Origin of the sequence: Thauera mechernichensis, assembly GCF_029588855.1 — a bacterium.
GTDB classification, from domain to species: Bacteria; Pseudomonadota; Gammaproteobacteria; order Burkholderiales; family Rhodocyclaceae; genus Thauera; species Thauera mechernichensis.
Window position 1 is genome coordinate 44,212 of record NZ_JARQZE010000002.1, and the last position, 15,745, is coordinate 59,956.

Here is a 15,745-nt window from a genome sequence, read left to right on the forward strand (position 1 = left end):
TCTCATTCCGCGTCGGCCGAGCGCTCGGGGACGGGATGCCGGAACCACATGCGCCTCAATACACCCTCGCCGTGAACGGCGTGCTTGATGACGGCTGCCACATGAAGGGCGACCAGGGCGGCAAGCAGGTTCGTGGTCCAGATATGGACGATCTTCAGGAATTGGTAGGCCTCGCGATTTTCGGGACCCCATGAGGGCAGCGAGAAGAGCCCGAAGAAGTCTATTCCCCAGCGTGAGAAGTTCGTTCCCACATATCCGCTCAACGCCGAGCCCAGCAACAGCAGGTACATCGCAAGGTGGCCCCAGGCAGCCGCGCGGTGCTGCCAGGGCGGGAGCGTTGCCGGCAGCGGCGGTGGCGAGAACCGCCTGCGCTGCATCGTCAGCAACAGGATCATGATGAGCGCAAGCAGGCCGAACGACTTGTGAAGGTTGAAGAAGTAGGCGCGCTCGGGTGTCCTCTGCGGGATGTCGACCATGTACCAGCCCAGTGCCGCAGCGGCGATGACGAGAAGGGCGAGTAGCCAGTGCGATGCCACGAAGGGATTCGGATAGGTCTTGTTCATGGTGTTCATTCCGGGACGATCCTCTCTGGTGTGCGTGTTCGACGCCAAGGACGCTGCTTGCGAAGGCTCACTCCTGCCCTAGCAGTCGAGCAGTGCGTGAGACGATGCGCTGCATGAGCGCGCGCGCGGCGTCTCCGCCTGCGCCGTGCAGCGAAGGCGGGCGGTAAGCAAGGACGGCCGCGGCCTCGCCCTCTCGCAAGGTGTATACGGCGATCGACAGTGGGCAGAGCGCGATGTGCTCCCTTGCCTCGGTCACCAGCGCAGCGGCGACCGGCGCGCTGCAGAAGGTGAGGATCTCGGCCTCTGCATAGAGTCCGTGTGCGTGGCCGAGGTCGGCCGCGGTGCGATCGAGCATGCGGGCGAAATGACTCTCGACCGGCCGTGCAATGCCCTCGTTGGCGATGGCTTCGGCGAGTGCATCTCGTGCATCGGCGAACTCGACAGCAACGAAATGGCGGGTGACGATACCCTCGGCATTGCCGTCTGCGCATGCGGCCAGGCCCGGGGTGAGCACGGCAAGCGCCATGGCAAGGCGTGCGACCCGGAGCAGGCTTGCTGTGGCGCTGGCAGGCGGCGAGTTGTGCAGGTCGGGCAAGTTCTTGCTCCAGGTGCGTTTGTTGCTTCTGACGGATGTGGCCTTCTTCGCCCGGAGACGAAGTAAATGCGTTCAAGAACCAGTCTTGCCCTGGCGCTGCTGCTCCAGTCCTCTGTCGTACAAGCGATCGGGGAGGCAGAGCTTGCCGAACTCGTCGAGCGTCCGAGCATCGGCCTTTACAAGGCCTATGCCGAGTTCAAGATGGCCGACTACGACAGCGCGCGCCGCATCTGGCAGGCGCTCGCCGAGCGCGGCGTGGCCGAGGCCTGGTTCAATCTCGGTATCCTGGCCGAGGACGGACTGGGCGAACCGAAGGATGCTGCGCTTGCACTGGAGCGCTATCGGCGTGGTGCCGAGGCGGGTTCGGTGAAGGCGCAGTACCGCCTGGGGTTGCTGCATCTCGACGGCCGCCTTGTTGCAGCCGACCTCGAGCAGGCCCGGCATTGGCTTTCCCTTGCGGCAGGCGCGGGAGACGCGGAGGCTGCGCGCAGGCTCGAAGCGCTCGACGCCGGCCATGCGCGTTGACGCCGGCGCCTCAGTCGCGCCGGCCGCCGCTCAGGGCGGCCTGTTCCGCTGCCGGGAACAGGTGCACCACGGAGCGGCGGAACTCGGTGTCGACGAGGGCAAGCTGGGCAAAGCGGGCGGGGATGTCGAGCGCGAAGACTTCGGTCATGTCCATTCCGGCCTCGGCCGCATCGCGCATCGTGCCGGCCAGCCATTCGAGGTAGTCGCGGGTCTCGTGCACGGGGGCGAGGCTGGCGCTGACGTCGCCGTGGCCGGGCACCCAAAGGCGGGCTGGCAGGCGCGCAAGCTGCTCTAGCGCGTCGATCCAGCGCGGAATGTCGGCATGTGGCGTGGTCGGGGCGCGGCCATTGAACAGCAGGTCGGCGGCGTACACTGTGCCGCTGTCGTGGTCGACCACGACGAGGTCCGCCGCCGTGTGCCCGCCGAGGGCGAGGAACTCGACATCACGCCCGCCGATGTCTTGCCTGCCCGCGCTCAGGGCGCGGGTGGGAATGACCACTTCGGTGTCGCGCATCCAGTCGCCATTGAGACGATACATGTTGTCGTTGAAGCCTTCGCCCTCGCTGCGGATGCCGGCGATCGTCTCGGGCAGTGCAGCGAGCGTGTCCTGCGGGAAGGCCTGGTTGCCGAGGAAGTGGTCCGGGTGGTGGTGGGTGTTGAGCGTGAGCACGACGGGTAGCGGCGTCACCGCGCGGATGGCAGCCAGCATCTGTTCGCCATAGCGCCGCGACGGGCCGGTATCGATGACGATGACCCCGCTGCGGCCGACGATGAAGCCGGTGTTGACGATGTTGCCGCCGTTGTCGAAGGAGAAGTCCTCGCGCAGGCCGACGATGACGTAGGCGCCGGGGGCGATCTCCTGTGCGACGAGGCCGTAGTCTAAGCTGCTGCGCTGCTGGGCAGCGAGCGGCAGCGCGATGAGCAGGGCCAGCAGCAGGCCGGCGAACGAAAGAGGGTGCCTCATCGTGTCACCCATGCATCGATGCGATTGCCGTTGTTGTCGCGGCCGCTCACGTGGAGCCTTCCGCCGCTTGCCGCCTCGGCCAGGTCGATGGTGAAGCTGGGGTTCTCGGACACCGGCTCGAGCGGCTGTATGCGGCTGAGGATGCGGCCGTTTTCGTCGCTGATCACGATGTCCTCGATGTGGAAGGCCGGAATGCCGGCCGCGAGCCCGGTGTCCATGGGGTGGATGACGCGCATGCGCAGGCGCTCGCCGCCATCGATGCGGGCCCACAACCGGCCGCTGACCTCGTTGAGACGTTCCTGCCATTCCGGCGAGCCGGAGCCGACCGAGGGCAGGGTGCAGCCGCCGCCGGTTGCAGTGACCCAGGCGCCGCCCACCCGCCAGACGCCGTCCACCGTGCGCGCCGCGACCCTCACCGGGGAGGATTGCTGCAGCTTGAGGCGGAAGCCGAGCCGCGCCTGCGCCGCACCGGGCTCGAAGCGCAAGGCCTTGAGAATCGGGTTGAAGTCGGCGAAGACGATCATCTCTTCCACGCCGGGCAGCGCGCTGGCATCGACCGTGATCGGCACATTGAGCGAATCTTCTGCCACCAGCGGGCCGCTGACGCTGATGCGCGGGTCGAACACGACCTCCTGTCCGTCGAAGAAGGCCTTTGCCATGTCTCCCCAGCGTGGTGAGTTGAGCGGGTCAATCGCCGTCTGCTCGCCTGCGGGGGCGGCGACAGCGTATGGCAGGCCGGGTGCGAACGTACCTGCCCACAACAGGCCGGCAAGAACAAGGGTGTGGCGGATCATGCGGTCTCCTCGTTGCACGGGTGCGGTGCCGGAAGGTGTCCGGGCCGCCCCGTTGCGTGTTTTGTGCCTGTCGGGCAGCAAACGTCATGCCAAGCTCCGCTCATGTCGTCGGGGGCGGTTGATCTGGCGTTTTGCCGCAGCGCTGCTCCAGCCGGCTGCGTGCAGGGCTGTTCCGAAGCGCAACGATTGTGCCCAAGTGTTACATCCGGCGTTGCTGCCTGGGCAGGCGCTGGAACACCGGAGCGCGTGATTTGGAGCCTCCCCGATGCTGGCATGGCGATTGCAGTTGTCCATGTGTCCGGTTCGGGTCCGTGCCGGAGAAGAAGTGGATCAATAAACCATACGTCCGAGAGACACCAAGGAGGAGTCGATGATGAGCAAAATCAAGCGCCAGCGTGCCCTACCCGTGATGCTGACCGCGCTGACCGTGGCGCTGGCGGGCATCGGTAGCGCACAGGCCAAGGGCGTGACCGACGAGGACATCCTGAAGGATGCGGAGTTGACCCACCAGATCGTCACGCACGGCCTGGGTACCAAGGGTCAGCGCTACAGCCCGCTCAAGCAGATCAATCCCGAGACGGTGCGCAATCTGGTGCCGACCTGGGCTTTCTCCTTCGGTGGCGAGAAGCAGCGCGGCCAGCAGTCGCAGCCGCTGATCCATGACGGCAAGATGTTCGTCACCGGGTCGTACAGCCGGATCTACGCGCTCGACGTCAAGACCGGCGCGAAGCTGTGGAAGTACGAGCACCGTCTGCCCGAAGGCATCATGCCCTGCTGCGACGTGATCAACCGCGGTGCGGCGATCTATGGCGACCTGGTGATCTTCGGCACGCTCGACGCCCAGCTCGTGGCGCTCAACAAGGACACTGGCCGTGTGGTCTGGCGCGAGAAGATCGACGACTACAAGGCCGGCTACTCGATGACCGCGGCGCCGCAGATCGTCAAGGGCAAGCTGATCACCGGCGTGTCGGGCGGCGAGTTCGGCGTGATGGGACGCGTCGAGGCCCGTGACCCGCTCACCGGCAAGATGATCTGGATGCGTCCGGTGGTCGAGGGCCACATGGGCTACACCTACGACAAGGATGGCAAGGCGATCGAGAACGGGGTGTCGGGCACGGTCAACGCGACCTGGCCGGGCGATCTGTGGAAGACCGGTGGCGCCGCCACCTGGCAGGCGGCCTACTACGACCCTGACGTCAACCTGATCTTCATGGGTACCGGTAACCCGGCGCCGTGGAACTCGTGGCTGCGTCCGGGCGACAACCTCTACTCTGCGGCGACGGTGGCCATCAACCCCGATACCGGCAAGATCGTCTGGCATTACCAGAGCACCCCGCACGACGGCTGGGACTATGACGGTGTGAACGAATTCATCTCGTTCGAGTACAACGACCCGAAGACTGGCAAGCTGGTCAAGGCGGGCGGCAAGGCCGACCGCAACGGCTTCTTCTTCGTCAATGATCGCGCCACCGGCAAGCTGCTCAATGCCTTCCCCTTCGTGACCCAGATCGACTGGGCCAAGGGCATCGACATGGAGACCGGTCGCCCGATCTGGAACGACGAGAAGCGCCCCGGCAACCCCTTCCTGGATAGCGTGAAGGATGCCGGCAAGGGCGAGGTGGTGTTCAACGCGCCGTCCTTCCTGGGTGGCAAGAACCAGATGCCGATGGCGTTCAGCCCGGACACCGGCCTGTTCTATGTGCCCTCCAACGAGTGGGGCATGGACATCTGGAACGAGCCGGTGAGCTACAAGCGCGGCGCTGCCTACCTGGGCGCAGGCTTCACCATCAAGCCGCTGTACGAGGACTACATTGGCGCCATGCGCGCGGTCGATCCGGTGAACGGCAAGATCGTGTGGGAAGTGAAGAACAACGCGCCGCTGTGGGGCGGTGTGCTGACCACCGGCGGCAACCTGGTGTTCTACGGCACGCCCGAGGGCTACCTGAAGGCGGTCAACGCCAAGACCGGCGAGGAAGTCTGGCAGTTCCAGACGGGCTCTGGCGTGATCGCCCCTCCGGTCACCTGGGACGACAACGGCGAGCAGTACGTCGCCGTGGTGTCGGGCTGGGGCGGCGCCGTGCCGCTGTGGGGTGGTGACGTTGCCAAGCGTGTGAACTTCCTCGAGCAGGGTGGCATGGTCTGGGTGTTCAAGCTGCACAAGAACTGAGCTGTAGGCCGTTTCCCATTGCCGGTGAGAAGCCCGGCGGCGCAAGCCGCCGGGCTTTTGCCGTGAACGCTGCGGCGGACGGACTTGGGAGCGTTGCCCAGTCGTCGCATGGGTTGCGGGCGTCATCGCGGGCGCGTCTCGATGAAGGCCTGGATTGCCCACGCCTCTTCGGTGGAGATCAGGTCCTTCCAGGCCGGCATGTGACGGATGCCGAGCCTGAGCTTGCCTTCCTCGACCGTCTTCAGGAAATAGACGTCTGCGTCCAGATGGCAGCGCTGCTGGAGCCCGGGGTCCGTCAAGCGCCGGCAGGTACGGCCGATGTTGCGCAGGTCGGCGGCCGGCCCGGGCTTGGTGGCGCCTTCGCCATGACAGCTCGCGCAATGCCGAGCGTAGTGCTTCTCGCCGCTGGCGATTGCCTCTGCCTGACCGCGCAGGGGGTTGATGCGCTCGGCCTTGGGCTCGTCCGCGGCCTGCCGTTGCGGCGGCGTCGCGCAGGCGGCCAGGGCCGCGACCGAGAGGGTGGCGATCAATCGGAGCGTGTGCGCCCAGCCGCCTGTCTTCACCAGTCGTGCGGGCATTTGTTGCACCCCTTCATGTAGGTTTCGTTGAAATTGGTGAAGCGTGTCAACGCGCCGTCGAGGTCGGCGTCGTCCAGTTCGGCGCTCTGGAACTTGGCCTCCTGAAGATCGGCGCCGACCAGGCGTGCGCCGCGGAAGCGTGCGTGGTTGGCGCGCGCGATCTCGAGTCGCGCGGCGCTCAGGTCGGCATTGGTGAAGTCGGAGCGCATCAGCCGTGCCGCTTCGAGATCGGCGCCCACGAAGCGCGCACCGACGAAGGAGGCGACCGGGGCGTTCACCTTGTTGAGGCGGGCGCCGCTGAGATCTGCGCCATCGAGGTTCGCGCCCGCGAGATTGGCGCCGCGCAGATCGGCGCGGACCAGATTGGCTCCGCGCAGGTCTGCGCCGGCAAGATTGCGCCCGACCAGGTCGGCATGGCGCAGGTCCGCACCCGGGCAGCGGGTGTAGGGCCAGATGCCGCAGCCATTGATCTCGTGGACCGGTTCCGGTTCGGCCTGAGCGCTCGATGACATGAGGGCGCCCGGCAGCACCGCACAGCCGAGAAGCAAGCGCAGGGCGTGCCGATAGCAGGTGTGGAACGTGTTCATGGTGTGTTCATCCGTGAGGTGTCGCGGGCCAGGGAGGAGGCTGGCCCGCGACCGGTCTGCCGCTTCAGTGCCTCAGCGGCTTGCCACCTGCTTGGGCAGCTTGAACACCCAGACGCTGCCGCCCTGCGTGACCTGCTTGGTGAGCTCGGCCATGTCGCCGCCCCAGAGCGGAACGGCGCCGCCGTAGCCGGACTGGATCGCGATGTACTGCTCGCCGTCCATCTCCCAGGTGATCGGGCTGGAGACGATGCCCGAGCCGGTCTGGAACTTCCACAGCTCCTTGCCGCTACGCTTGTCGAAGGCCTTCACATAGCCGTCGGAGGTGCCGGTGAAGAGGAGGCCGCCGCCGGTGGTGAGCGTTCCGGCCCAGAGCGGGAAGGTTTCCTTGTGCTCCCAGGCGATCTTGCCGGTCAGCGGGTCGATGGCGCGCAGGATGCCGACGTGGTCGTCGAACAGGCGCTTGATGCGGAAGCCTTGGCCAAGGTAGGCCGAGCCGGCCTTGTAGTGCACCTTTTCGGTCCAGTAGTCCATCGCCCAGTGGTTGCCGGGGATGTAGAACAGGCCGCTGTCGGGGCTGTAGGCCATGGGGTTCCAGTTCTTGCCGCCGAGGAAGGGGGGCGAAACGAACACGGTCTCGCCCTTTTCCTGGCCCTCTGCGACCGGCGGCGGGCGATTGCCCTTTTCGATCGGCTTGCCGGTGCTCAGGTCGAAGCCCGAGGCCCAGGTGATGCCGTCGACGAACGGCCAGGCGTTGATGAGGGCGGTGGGCTTGTTCGGGTGGTCGGCTCGGGCCGCGAGTTTCTCGCGGTCGGTGACGAAGAAGAAGCCGTTGCGGTCCGCATGCGCGCCGGCCTTGACTTGCTTGCCGGTCTTCGGGTCCTTGTATTCGAAGAGGATGATCTCGTTGTTGCCGGAGAAGTCCCAGGCGTCGTTCGGGGTGTGCTGATAGAAGCCCTTGAGTTCGCCGGTGGCCGCATCGACGTAGGCCTGGCCGGAGGTAAACAGGCTGTCCCAGTTGCGCGGGTCGTCGCCCGGGGGGGTGCGCGCCCAGGTGTTCCAGGGTGCCGGGTTGCCGGCGCCGATCACGATGGTGTTGGTGTCGACATCGAAGCTTGCGCTCTGCCAGGGGGCACCGCCGCCATGGCTCCAGGCTTCGACCTTGCCAGTCTCGCGCGTCGGGTCGTTGGGCCAGGAGGGGGCCTTCGGGTCGCCGGTCGGCGTGCTGGGCTTGCCGTTCAGCGTGCCCATGTGGCCTTCGACCATCGGGCGCTTCCAGATCTCCTCGCCAGTGTCCGGGTCGCGGGCGTAGACGTGGCCGATTACGCCGAACTCGTCGCCCGAGTCGCCGTGGATCAGCATGACGCGACCGGACTCTTTGTCACGCGCGATCGTGGGCGCGCCGGTCATGGTGTAGCCGACCTTGTGGTCGCCGAACTTCTTGCGCCAGGCGACCTTGCCGGTCTTCTTGTCGAGCGCGACGATCGCCGCATCGAGGGTGCCGAAGAAGATCTTGTCGCCGAAGATGACTGCGCCCCGGTTGACGACGTCGCAGCAGGGGCGGATGTCGTCGGGCAGGCGGTGCTCGTAGCTCCACAGTTGCCTGCCGGTGCGGGCATCGATCGCGAACAGGCGGGAGTACGAGGCGGTGACGTAGAGCACGCCGTCATGCACCAGGGCCTGGGCTTCCTGGCCGCGCTGCTTTTCGCCGCCGAAGGAGAACGACCACGCCGGTACCAGGCCGGCGACGTTCTTGGTGTTGACGTGGGTCAGCGGCGAATAGCGCTGGGCCTTCAGGCCGAGCCCGTAGGTGAGCACGTCGCTCGTCGTCTCGTGGTCGCGGACGATGTCGTCCCAGGTGACGGTGCTTGCTGCCAGGCTCGACGCCGGAAAGGCGACGGCGAGCGAGGCCGCGAGAGCGGCCGTCCGCAGCGGGCGCAGGACGGGGGTTGGAAAATGCGTGCGAGTCATTTGTTGGCGTCTCCTGTTTTATTGCTATGTGGCGCAGACCGCCTGCGCCATTGCGGAGCCAAGTCTGCGGGCCGGGGGCGTCGATGGCCCGGGCGGTCTTCCCGATGAAGCCGGGAGTTTTTCCCGAGCTGGCATGTGACTTGCGTAGCCCGAGGCAGCTAAGGAGCATGGGAGAAGGCGGAATGGATCTGCGGGCGAGGCTGGTTGGCGGCTTGGTCGGGTACTTCGTGCTCTTGATCGTGCTGGCCTGCGTGCTGATCGCGCTCGCATTGCGTGAGGACGTCCTCGAGGAGGTGGACGCTTCGTCCCGACTCGTCGACCTGATGCTCGCGATGTCCGATGCCGGCGAGCATCGCCTGGCGCGCGTGGAGTCCCTGATTGCCGAGGGCGGCATGAGACATCTGGCGGTCACGCTCGAGCGCGACGGAGAGCCTGTTGCGCAGGAGGCGGCGGCTGGAGGCGTGCCGCGCTGGCTTGCAGCTGTCCTTCCGCACGCGGTGTTCGACCTTGCCGAACAGCGCATCCGGATCGACGGTGCGACGGTGGTCATCAAGCCCGATCCGGCGAGCGAGACGAGCGAGATCCTTGCAGAGTCTGCGCGCATGCTCGGGCTCTTCGTGCTGTTCGTGTTCGTGGCCGGTTTCGCCGCCTGGCGCACCGTCGGTGTGGCCCTGCGTCCGGGGGTGGAGCTGGAGCGAGGGCTGGTTGGCCTGCTCGATGAGACTCCGCGCACGCTGCCGGCCTTCGAGCTGCGCGAGTTCGACCGTATCGCGCGAACGATGGAGTCGATCGCGCACGAACTGGCACTGGCGCGCGAGGCCGAGCGGCAGATGGGGCGACGGCTGATCCAGGTCCAGGAGGCGGAGCGCCGGGCATTGGCGCGCGAGCTGCATGACGAGATCGGCCAGACCCTGGCGGCGCTTGGTCTTGCAGCGGCCTACATCGAGCGCCATGCGGGGACGGCTGAGCGCGAGGCGATCGCCGACTGCGGGCGTGAGATCCGCGAGGGCGTGGCGACGGTCTCGGGCCAAGTGTCGGGCATCCTCAAGCGCCTGCGGCCGCATGGCCTCGATGAGCTTGGCCTGCTGGAAGCGCTCAACGACCTGCTCGATTTCTGGCAGGGGCGTCAGGGTACTGCGGCGATTTTCGCCCGGTTGCCGACAGCGCTGCCGGCCCTGCCCGAGGCGGCGGCGCTGTCCATCTATCGCACGGTGCAGGAGGCGCTGACCAATGCGCATCGGCATGGAGAGGCGACGCATGTGGATGTCGAGCTTGCCGTCGCCGGCGCCTTCGTGGCGCTGCGCATCGAGGACGATGGCCGCGGCTGCACCGAGGAGCAGCTGTCGAGGTCATCGGGTGGAGTGCTTGGCATGAGAGAGCGCGCACGCATCGCCGGTGGCGAGCTGGTATTCGAGAAGGGGCGTGCAGGCGGGCTCGCGTTGCGTCTGCGGCTGCCTGTCGCTGGATTGGAGGAGGGGAGACATGATCCGATTGATGTTGCTGGATGACCACGCGCTGGTGCGCACGGGGTATCGGCGGATGTTCGATGCCGAGCCCGACATGAAGGTGGTCTGCGATGTGTCCGGGGCGGATGAGGCTTGCGCCTGCCTGCGGACGCACGAGATCGATGTCGCGCTGGTCGATCTGAGCCTGCGCGGTGCGAGCGGTATCGATGCGATTGCGCGCATCCTCCAGCGCGATCGCAGTGTTCGCGTGCTGGTGCTGTCGATGTACGACGAGCCCGGCTTCGTGCGCCAGGCGATCCGTGCCGGTGCGCTCGGCTACCTGACCAAAAATTGCGCCCCGGATGAGCTGATGGCCGCCGTGCGCGCGGTGCATTCGGGACGGCGCGTCCTTGCCGAGGGGCTGGCGCACTCGACCATGACCGCAGCCTTTGATTCGGAGGTGATGCTCGAGCGCCTTACGCCGCGGGAGTTCGAGGTGCTGCGCTTCGTAGCCAGTGGCGACCCGGTTGCAAGCATTGCCGAGTCGATGCACCTGAGCCAGAAGACCGTGCTCAACCATCTGTCGGCAGTCCGCCAGAAACTTGGCGCCGAGAACGACTTCAGGCTGCTCCACCTTGCCGTGAGGCATGGCCTGGTGAGTCTGGGAGAGCAGTTGCGGGCCTGACCGATACGTGCCGAACCGCAACAGATGCTCCATGCCGGATGCTCCACATGCCCGGTGTGAAGCCTCGCTGAGGCGTCTGCCCGCGGGCCTGTTTCTTGCAATTTGGCAATCGGGATTGTTGCCCCTTGAATATCCGCACCTTGCAAGGATGGAATGATGAAGATGAATGACCCAAGGATCTCTCGGTTGATGGTGGCGGTATTGTGTGCCGCCGGTGTCACAACGGCCGTCCACGCAGGCGAACGCGCGACGCCGCGCGAGGCGCGGGCGATGTTCGAGCAGGCGGTCGGCTACATGGAGCAGAACGGCGCCGAGGCAGCCTTCGCGGCCTTCAATGACCGCACGGGCAAGTTCGTGCGCAAGGATCTCTATGTCTTCGTGATCGACGACAAGGGGGTCTATCACGCCAGTGGTGCTGCGCCCGAGGCGCTGGTGGGGCTGACCGTGCTCAACACCACCGACGCGGCCGGTAACCCCCTGTTCCGCGAGATGATCGACACCACGCGGGTGAACCAGGAAGGGACGGTGCGCTACATGTGGCTGAACAGGGTGACCAACAAGGTCGAGCCCAAGGTGAGCTACGTGCGCAAGGTGGGCAACTACGTCGTCGGCGTTGGCTACTCCGCACCGCGCGCCGGTGCAGACGATGCCCGCGCGATGCTGGAGCGTGCGGCCAAGCTGGCCAAGGAACAAGGCCATGCGCGTGCGGCAGCAGCCTTCAACGACCGGCGTGGCGAGTTCGTGAAGAACGATCTCTACGTGTTCATGATCAACATGGACAGCGGTCGCTTCGAGGCCATGGGCATGAATCCGGCCCTGTCGGACACCGATGCACTGGGCTTGCATGATGCAGCCGGCAATGCCTTGGTGGCGGAGATGATCTCCAAGCTCAAGGATGCCGAAGAGGCGACGGTCGATTACGTCTGGCGCAATCCGGTGACCAATGCGGTGGAAAACAAGCGCTCGTATGTGCGCCGTGAAGGCCGTTCGCTGATCGGCGTCGGGCACTACATCGAGTAAGTCGAACAGATGCTCCGCTGCGGAGCATTTGTTCCGCAGCGGAGCAATGGAGCAGGGGCCGATAGGCCCGCTGTTCAGGGCAGGCGGTGGGTGAGGCCGTGGTCGGCGAAGATTCTGGCCAGCGTTCCCGAGCGCTGCAGTTCGGCCAGTGCGTTCGACAGGGCGTCGGCAAGCTGGCCGCTGTCCTTCTTCACGGCCATGCCCAGCGGCCATGGCCTGATGCGCAGTTCGGGCATCCCGAGGGGGTCGAGCGCGATGTCGCCGCCGCCGCCGATGGCGCCCTCGAGTTCGGTACGCGTGCCCATTGCAGCCGCAATCTCGCCGCGGCGCATGGCCTCGACTGCTGCGGCGAGGCTGGGGAAGTGCACGATGTTGGGCTGCAGGCGGCCATCCAGGATGTGGAGCAGGAAGTCGCTCGAGTGGGTGTCGAGTTCGACGCCGATCTTCTCCGTAGTGAAGACTTCGAAAGTCTCAGCGACCGAATTCGACGGCTGCGGTACGCGCTCGGGCAGGCGCGCCATCGCCAGCGTCTCGAGATGGTAGGGGCCGAAGATGCGTACCTGCGGGTTGATGGTCGCGAAGTGGTTGTCGACCGGTACGTGCAGCATCACGTCGCCCGGCTTGGTGCCGAGATAGTGCCCGCGCCACACCATGTTGCGCAGGTCGTCCTTCATGTCCTCGTCGGCCGGGAACTCGACGATCTGCGGCTGCAGGCCGAGGTGCTCGGCAAGCGCACGACCGAGCGCGATGTCGACACCCTTGCCTGCAGCCGAATAGGGCGGGAAGTTTGCGTAAACCGCCACCCTCAGGGTGCCGGGCTGCTGCAGTTCGAGCTCGGCAGCTGCCGCGGTGGCGGGCGGGATCAGGCCCGCGAGGGCCAGGGCCCCCGCGGCGCGCAGAAAGCGTCGGCGCTCATTGTTGCTCATAGACCGTCTCCAGCCAGGCACGGATGGCCCACATGGCTTCCTGCGACAGGATACCTTCGAACGGCGGCATGTATACCGCACCGTTGCGAGTGACGCCGTTGCGGACCTTGCCGATGTAGAACTCGTCCATGTAGTCGTCGTGCTCGAGGTAGCGCAGGTCGGGCGCGATGCCGCCCGATACCGCGCCCAGGCCGTGACAGCGCGCGCAGTTCTGGTTGAAGGCCGAGTCTCCGATGCGGATCGCGTCGGCGTTGCCGCGGTAGGGGTTCTTCTCGACCCATTGTTCGCCCAGTTGCGGCAATGAACTGGTATCGACCGCCTGCGGCACCACGTCGCCATGTGCGTGTGCCAGCGTTGCCGCGGCAACGATGCCAAGGCTTGCCGCGCCAAGTGCGAAACGGTTGATCAGTGTCTCCTTCAAGGTACGTGTCTTCACCTTGTGTATCCTCTTGTGCGTGGTTCGATTGGGTGCGTGTTTCCGGTGCCTCCGGACAAGCCTTGCACTGCAATCGCCGTGCCACCCAATGCTCGAAGGGGTCTGAGCTAGGAGTCTGGACGGCTTGTGGGGTGAGGTCGGCTGCGAGGTGCTGGCAGGCTTTGTGCTTACATTCGGGCAAACGGAGCAGTCGATTTGTTTCGAAGCGAATCAAATGCTACGTTTCGAACCGAAGCACTAGAAAAGATGGCGGCCTGTCGGTTGTTCCGGCAAGGCGGCCCGGAGGAGACGTGATGGCAACAGAGCATGCGCTGGCGCAGCCGGTGGCGCGCGAGTATCGCCTGCAGCGGGCGCGCAGCCAGTTCTTTGAAGAGGGGGTTCTGCCCGAGGACGGTGTCCCGGAGCAGATCGTGGATTCCTGGGTGCGTTGTCGCGACTTGGGTCTCGATCGTGCGTCCAGTGAGGCGAGGGACCATGCGGACCGGTTGCGGCTCGCCGAGGCGCGCGACCGCAGCGCCCGCCTGGTAGAACACGCCAGCGGCGTTATGGAGCATGTATTCGAGCAGATCCGCGCCTCGGGCAGCCTGGTGATCCTGTCCGATGCGCGCGGAACGATCGTGCATAGCCTGGGCGATGCCGAGTTCGTGGATAAGGCCAGTCGCGTCGCGCTGCAGCCCGGGGCATGCTGGAGCGAGGCCGCGCGTGGCACCAATGCGATCGGTACCACCATTGCGGCCAGTGCGCCCACGGTCGTGCTCGGTGGCGAGCACTTCCTCGATCACAACGCCTTCCTGTCCTGCACGGCTGCGCCCATTCTCGATCCGCGCGGTACCTTGGCGGGCGTGCTCGATGTTTCGTGCGACCAGCGGGCACACCAGCGCCACTCGCTCGGGCTGGTGCGTCTGTCGGTGCAGCTGATCGAACGGCGCCTGTTCGAGACCGAGTTCGCCAACGAGATCCTGGTTGCCTTCCATGAGCGTCCGGAGTACGTCGGCAGCCTGCAGGAGGGGCTCATCGCGGTCACCGCCGATGGCATGGTCGTGGGTGCGAACTCGATTGCACGCGAGTGGATCCACCGGCGGCTGGAAACCGGGACCGGTGGTACCTTTGCCGAACTGTTCCGCCAGGGGCTGGGCAAGATCGCCGACCGCGTCCGCAGTTCGAGCGATGCCCTGGTCAGGCTCAATCTGCGCGATGGCTCCGATCTCTATGTCCAGCTGCGCTCGATGAGGGCGCACGTCAGGTCGGCCATGGACGCGCCGGCAGCGGCCGATGGGGGGCGCCCGGCCGTGCTTGCGGAGGCGGGGGGCAATCGGGCGCCTGCTGACAAGGGCAGGATCGTGCTCGAGACGCTGGCCACCGGCGACGCCGGGATCGCGCGTGCGGTCGACCGGGCGCGGCGCATCCTCGGCAAGGACATTCCCCTGCTCATCCAGGGCGAGTCGGGCGTGGGCAAGGAGTTGTTCGCCACTGCGTTCCACAACAGCGGACCGCGCGCCAGCGGGGCTTTTGTCGCCCTCAACTGTGCGGCGGTCCCCGAATCCCTGATCGAGTCGGAGCTCTTCGGCTATGTGGGCGGCGCCTTCACCGGCGCGCGCAAGGAAGGCTCGATCGGCAAGATCCAGCAGGCCCACGGCGGTACGCTCTTCCTCGATGAGATCGGCGACATGCCCCTGGGCATGCAGGCGCGCCTGCTGCGCGTGCTGCAGGAACGCTGTGTGACGCCGGTCGGCTCGTTGAAGTCGATCCCGGTCGATATCTCGCTTGTCTGTGCCACGCACCGGGTGCTGCGCGATGCCGTGGCGCGCGGGGAGTTCCGCGAGGATCTCTATTACCGGGTCAACAGCCTGACGGTGGCGCTGCCGCCGCTGCGCGAGCGCAGCGACATCCGCTGCATTGTGGACCGTCTGCTGCGGCTGGAGGCTGCCGAGGCCGGGCGTGGCGAGCTGAGTATCGGCGATGACGTCATGCGCTTCATCGAACGCTATGCCTGGCCGGGCAATGTCCGGCAACTGCACAACGTGATCCGGGTTGCGGTTGCGCTGCTCGACCCCGACGAGGACGAAATCCTGCCTTCCCATCTGCCCGAAGACCTGTTCCTGGCCGACCCGGTAGATGACGCAAAGCCATCGCCGCAGGGGCCTGGCCCCGGCATGCCGCCGGCAGTGGCGGCGACGGCTGGTGGCCTGGCCGCGCTCGAACCCGGCGCGCGCAGGCTCGATCAGCTCGAGGTCGAACTCATCGAGCGAGTGATGCGGGAGGTGGGCGGGAACCTGTCGGCTGCGGCACGCACCTTGGGCGTCAGTCGCAACCGCCTTTACCGCAAGCTCGGACGTGCGGGGGCGCGGCAGGCGGCAGGAGGGTAATCCCGGGTTGACCTTCGTCTGGCACGACATATGCTCGTAGCTGCATAGGCGACTCGGTTCCCGAGTTGCTTGTGGGTGGCTCGGCAGCCTCCAGGCCGATGACCACGACCAACAACGAATGAGGAG

At 66.2% G+C, this 15,745-nt stretch carries 15 protein-coding genes; 6 read left to right on the top strand and 9 right to left on the bottom strand.

Annotation, left to right across the window (positions count from 1 at the left end; genetic code table 11):
* Window positions 1-2: 2 nt before the first annotated feature.
* The gene (locus P7F68_RS03045) at window positions 3-572 is read right to left on the bottom strand and encodes a cytochrome b (RefSeq protein WP_277830630.1); all 570 of its coding nucleotides are present in this window, start codon (window positions 570-572) and stop codon (window positions 3-5) included.
* A gap of 58 nt (window positions 573-630) precedes the next feature.
* Entirely contained in the window at window positions 631-1,158 is a 528-nt protein-coding gene (locus P7F68_RS03050; RefSeq protein WP_277830632.1) for a DUF302 domain-containing protein, read from the bottom strand.
* Window positions 1,159-1,224: 66 nt separating this feature from the next.
* Between P7F68_RS03050 and P7F68_RS03055 the strand changes: the two genes are divergently transcribed.
* Window positions 1,225-1,683 (top strand): tetratricopeptide repeat protein, encoded by a 459-nt coding sequence (locus P7F68_RS03055; RefSeq protein ID WP_277830634.1) that lies wholly within the window; start codon window positions 1,225-1,227, stop codon window positions 1,681-1,683.
* 10 nt (window positions 1,684-1,693) lie between these two features.
* On the opposite strand, the gene P7F68_RS03060 is transcribed toward P7F68_RS03055, so the two are convergent.
* Together P7F68_RS03060 and P7F68_RS03065 are read right to left on the bottom strand one after the other, a co-directional pair.
* Entirely contained in the window at window positions 1,694-2,647 is a 954-nt protein-coding gene (locus tag P7F68_RS03060; protein WP_277830636.1) for a quinoprotein relay system zinc metallohydrolase 1, read from the bottom strand.
* Window positions 2,644-3,441, bottom strand: a complete 798-nt coding sequence (locus P7F68_RS03065; RefSeq protein ID WP_277830638.1) for a quinoprotein dehydrogenase-associated SoxYZ-like carrier — start codon at window positions 3,439-3,441, stop codon at window positions 2,644-2,646. Before P7F68_RS03065 ends, P7F68_RS03060 begins: the two co-directional genes overlap by 4 nt.
* Before the next feature lie 373 nt (window positions 3,442-3,814).
* On the opposite strand from P7F68_RS03065, the gene P7F68_RS03070 reads away from it, so the two are divergent.
* The gene (locus tag P7F68_RS03070; protein WP_002935949.1) at window positions 3,815-5,608 is read left to right on the top strand and encodes a methanol/ethanol family PQQ-dependent dehydrogenase; all 1,794 of its coding nucleotides are present in this window, start codon (window positions 3,815-3,817) and stop codon (window positions 5,606-5,608) included.
* 122 nt (window positions 5,609-5,730) lie between these two features.
* Here the strand turns inward: P7F68_RS03070 and P7F68_RS03075 are convergent, their stop codons facing one another.
* From P7F68_RS03075 to P7F68_RS03085, 3 genes are all read right to left on the bottom strand, one after another.
* Window positions 5,731-6,186, bottom strand: coding sequence for a c-type cytochrome (locus P7F68_RS03075; RefSeq protein WP_277830642.1), 456 nt, complete (start codon window positions 6,184-6,186; stop codon window positions 5,731-5,733).
* Window positions 6,168-6,773 carry a pentapeptide repeat-containing protein gene (locus tag P7F68_RS03080; protein WP_002923542.1) on the bottom strand — a complete coding sequence of 202 codons (606 nt, stop codon included), beginning with the start codon at window positions 6,771-6,773 and terminating at the stop codon, window positions 6,168-6,170. The genes P7F68_RS03075 and P7F68_RS03080 overlap by 19 nt, the downstream gene beginning before the upstream one ends.
* A gap of 72 nt (window positions 6,774-6,845) precedes the next feature.
* A complete protein-coding gene (locus P7F68_RS03085) occupies window positions 6,846-8,741 on the bottom strand; it encodes a methanol/ethanol family PQQ-dependent dehydrogenase (protein WP_277830644.1) in 1,896 nt (631 codons plus the stop codon).
* A 182-nt stretch (window positions 8,742-8,923) separates the two neighbouring features.
* Here P7F68_RS03085 and P7F68_RS03090 point away from each other — a divergent pair, with 182 nt between their 5' ends.
* The 3 genes from P7F68_RS03090 (at window position 8,924) to P7F68_RS03100 (ending at window position 11,891) form a co-directional block, all read left to right on the top strand.
* On the top strand, window positions 8,924-10,249 hold the full coding sequence (locus P7F68_RS03090) for a sensor histidine kinase (RefSeq protein ID WP_277830645.1): 1,326 nt from the start codon (window positions 8,924-8,926) through the stop codon (window positions 10,247-10,249).
* A complete protein-coding gene (locus tag P7F68_RS03095) occupies window positions 10,224-10,871 on the top strand; it encodes a response regulator (protein ID WP_232431436.1) in 648 nt (215 codons plus the stop codon). Before P7F68_RS03090 ends, P7F68_RS03095 begins: the two co-directional genes overlap by 26 nt.
* Before the next feature lie 189 nt (window positions 10,872-11,060).
* Window positions 11,061-11,891: a cache domain-containing protein gene (locus tag P7F68_RS03100; RefSeq protein ID WP_002935937.1), complete on the top strand. Its 831-nt coding sequence runs from the start codon at window positions 11,061-11,063 to the stop codon at window positions 11,889-11,891.
* A gap of 74 nt (window positions 11,892-11,965) precedes the next feature.
* On the opposite strand, the gene P7F68_RS03105 is transcribed toward P7F68_RS03100, so the two are convergent.
* Both P7F68_RS03105 and pedF read right to left on the bottom strand, forming a co-directional pair.
* Window positions 11,966-12,817 carry a substrate-binding periplasmic protein gene (locus tag P7F68_RS03105; protein ID WP_277830651.1) on the bottom strand — a complete coding sequence of 284 codons (852 nt, stop codon included), beginning with the start codon at window positions 12,815-12,817 and terminating at the stop codon, window positions 11,966-11,968.
* A complete protein-coding gene (gene pedF, locus P7F68_RS03110; protein ID WP_002923553.1) occupies window positions 12,804-13,253 on the bottom strand; it encodes a cytochrome c-550 PedF in 450 nt (149 codons plus the stop codon). Before pedF ends, P7F68_RS03105 begins: the two co-directional genes overlap by 14 nt.
* 293 nt (window positions 13,254-13,546) lie before the next feature.
* Between pedF and P7F68_RS03115 the strand changes: the two genes are divergently transcribed.
* On the top strand, window positions 13,547-15,619 hold the full coding sequence (locus P7F68_RS03115; protein ID WP_002935933.1) for a sigma-54-dependent Fis family transcriptional regulator: 2,073 nt from the start codon (window positions 13,547-13,549) through the stop codon (window positions 15,617-15,619).
* Window positions 15,620-15,745 lie beyond the last annotated feature (126 nt).

What these genes read in the sequence shown, in the direction of transcription:
- P7F68_RS03045 (WP_277830630.1), bottom strand. Translation starts at nt 572, where the DNA reads ATGAACACCATGAACAAGACCTATCCGAATCCCTTCGTGGCATCGCAC.
- P7F68_RS03055 (WP_277830634.1), top strand. Translation starts at nt 1,225, where the DNA reads ATGCGTTCAAGAACCAGTCTTGCCCTGGCGCTGCTGCTCCAGTCCTCT.
- P7F68_RS03060 (WP_277830636.1), bottom strand. Translation starts at nt 2,647, where the DNA reads ATGAGGCACCCTCTTTCGTTCGCCGGCCTGCTGCTGGCCCTGCTCATC.
- P7F68_RS03065 (WP_277830638.1), bottom strand. Translation starts at nt 3,441, where the DNA reads ATGATCCGCCACACCCTTGTTCTTGCCGGCCTGTTGTGGGCAGGTACG.
- P7F68_RS03070 (WP_002935949.1), top strand. Translation starts at nt 3,815, where the DNA reads ATGAGCAAAATCAAGCGCCAGCGTGCCCTACCCGTGATGCTGACCGCG.
- P7F68_RS03075 (WP_277830642.1), bottom strand. Translation starts at nt 6,186, where the DNA reads ATGCCCGCACGACTGGTGAAGACAGGCGGCTGGGCGCACACGCTCCGA.
- P7F68_RS03080 (WP_002923542.1), bottom strand. Translation starts at nt 6,773, where the DNA reads ATGAACACGTTCCACACCTGCTATCGGCACGCCCTGCGCTTGCTTCTC.
- P7F68_RS03085 (WP_277830644.1), bottom strand. Translation starts at nt 8,741, where the DNA reads ATGACTCGCACGCATTTTCCAACCCCCGTCCTGCGCCCGCTGCGGACG.
- P7F68_RS03090 (WP_277830645.1), top strand. Translation starts at nt 8,924, where the DNA reads ATGGATCTGCGGGCGAGGCTGGTTGGCGGCTTGGTCGGGTACTTCGTG.
- P7F68_RS03095 (WP_232431436.1), top strand. Translation starts at nt 10,224, where the DNA reads ATGATCCGATTGATGTTGCTGGATGACCACGCGCTGGTGCGCACGGGG.
- P7F68_RS03100 (WP_002935937.1), top strand. Translation starts at nt 11,061, where the DNA reads ATGGTGGCGGTATTGTGTGCCGCCGGTGTCACAACGGCCGTCCACGCA.
- P7F68_RS03105 (WP_277830651.1), bottom strand. Translation starts at nt 12,817, where the DNA reads ATGAGCAACAATGAGCGCCGACGCTTTCTGCGCGCCGCGGGGGCCCTG.
- P7F68_RS03115 (WP_002935933.1), top strand. Translation starts at nt 13,547, where the DNA reads ATGGCAACAGAGCATGCGCTGGCGCAGCCGGTGGCGCGCGAGTATCGC.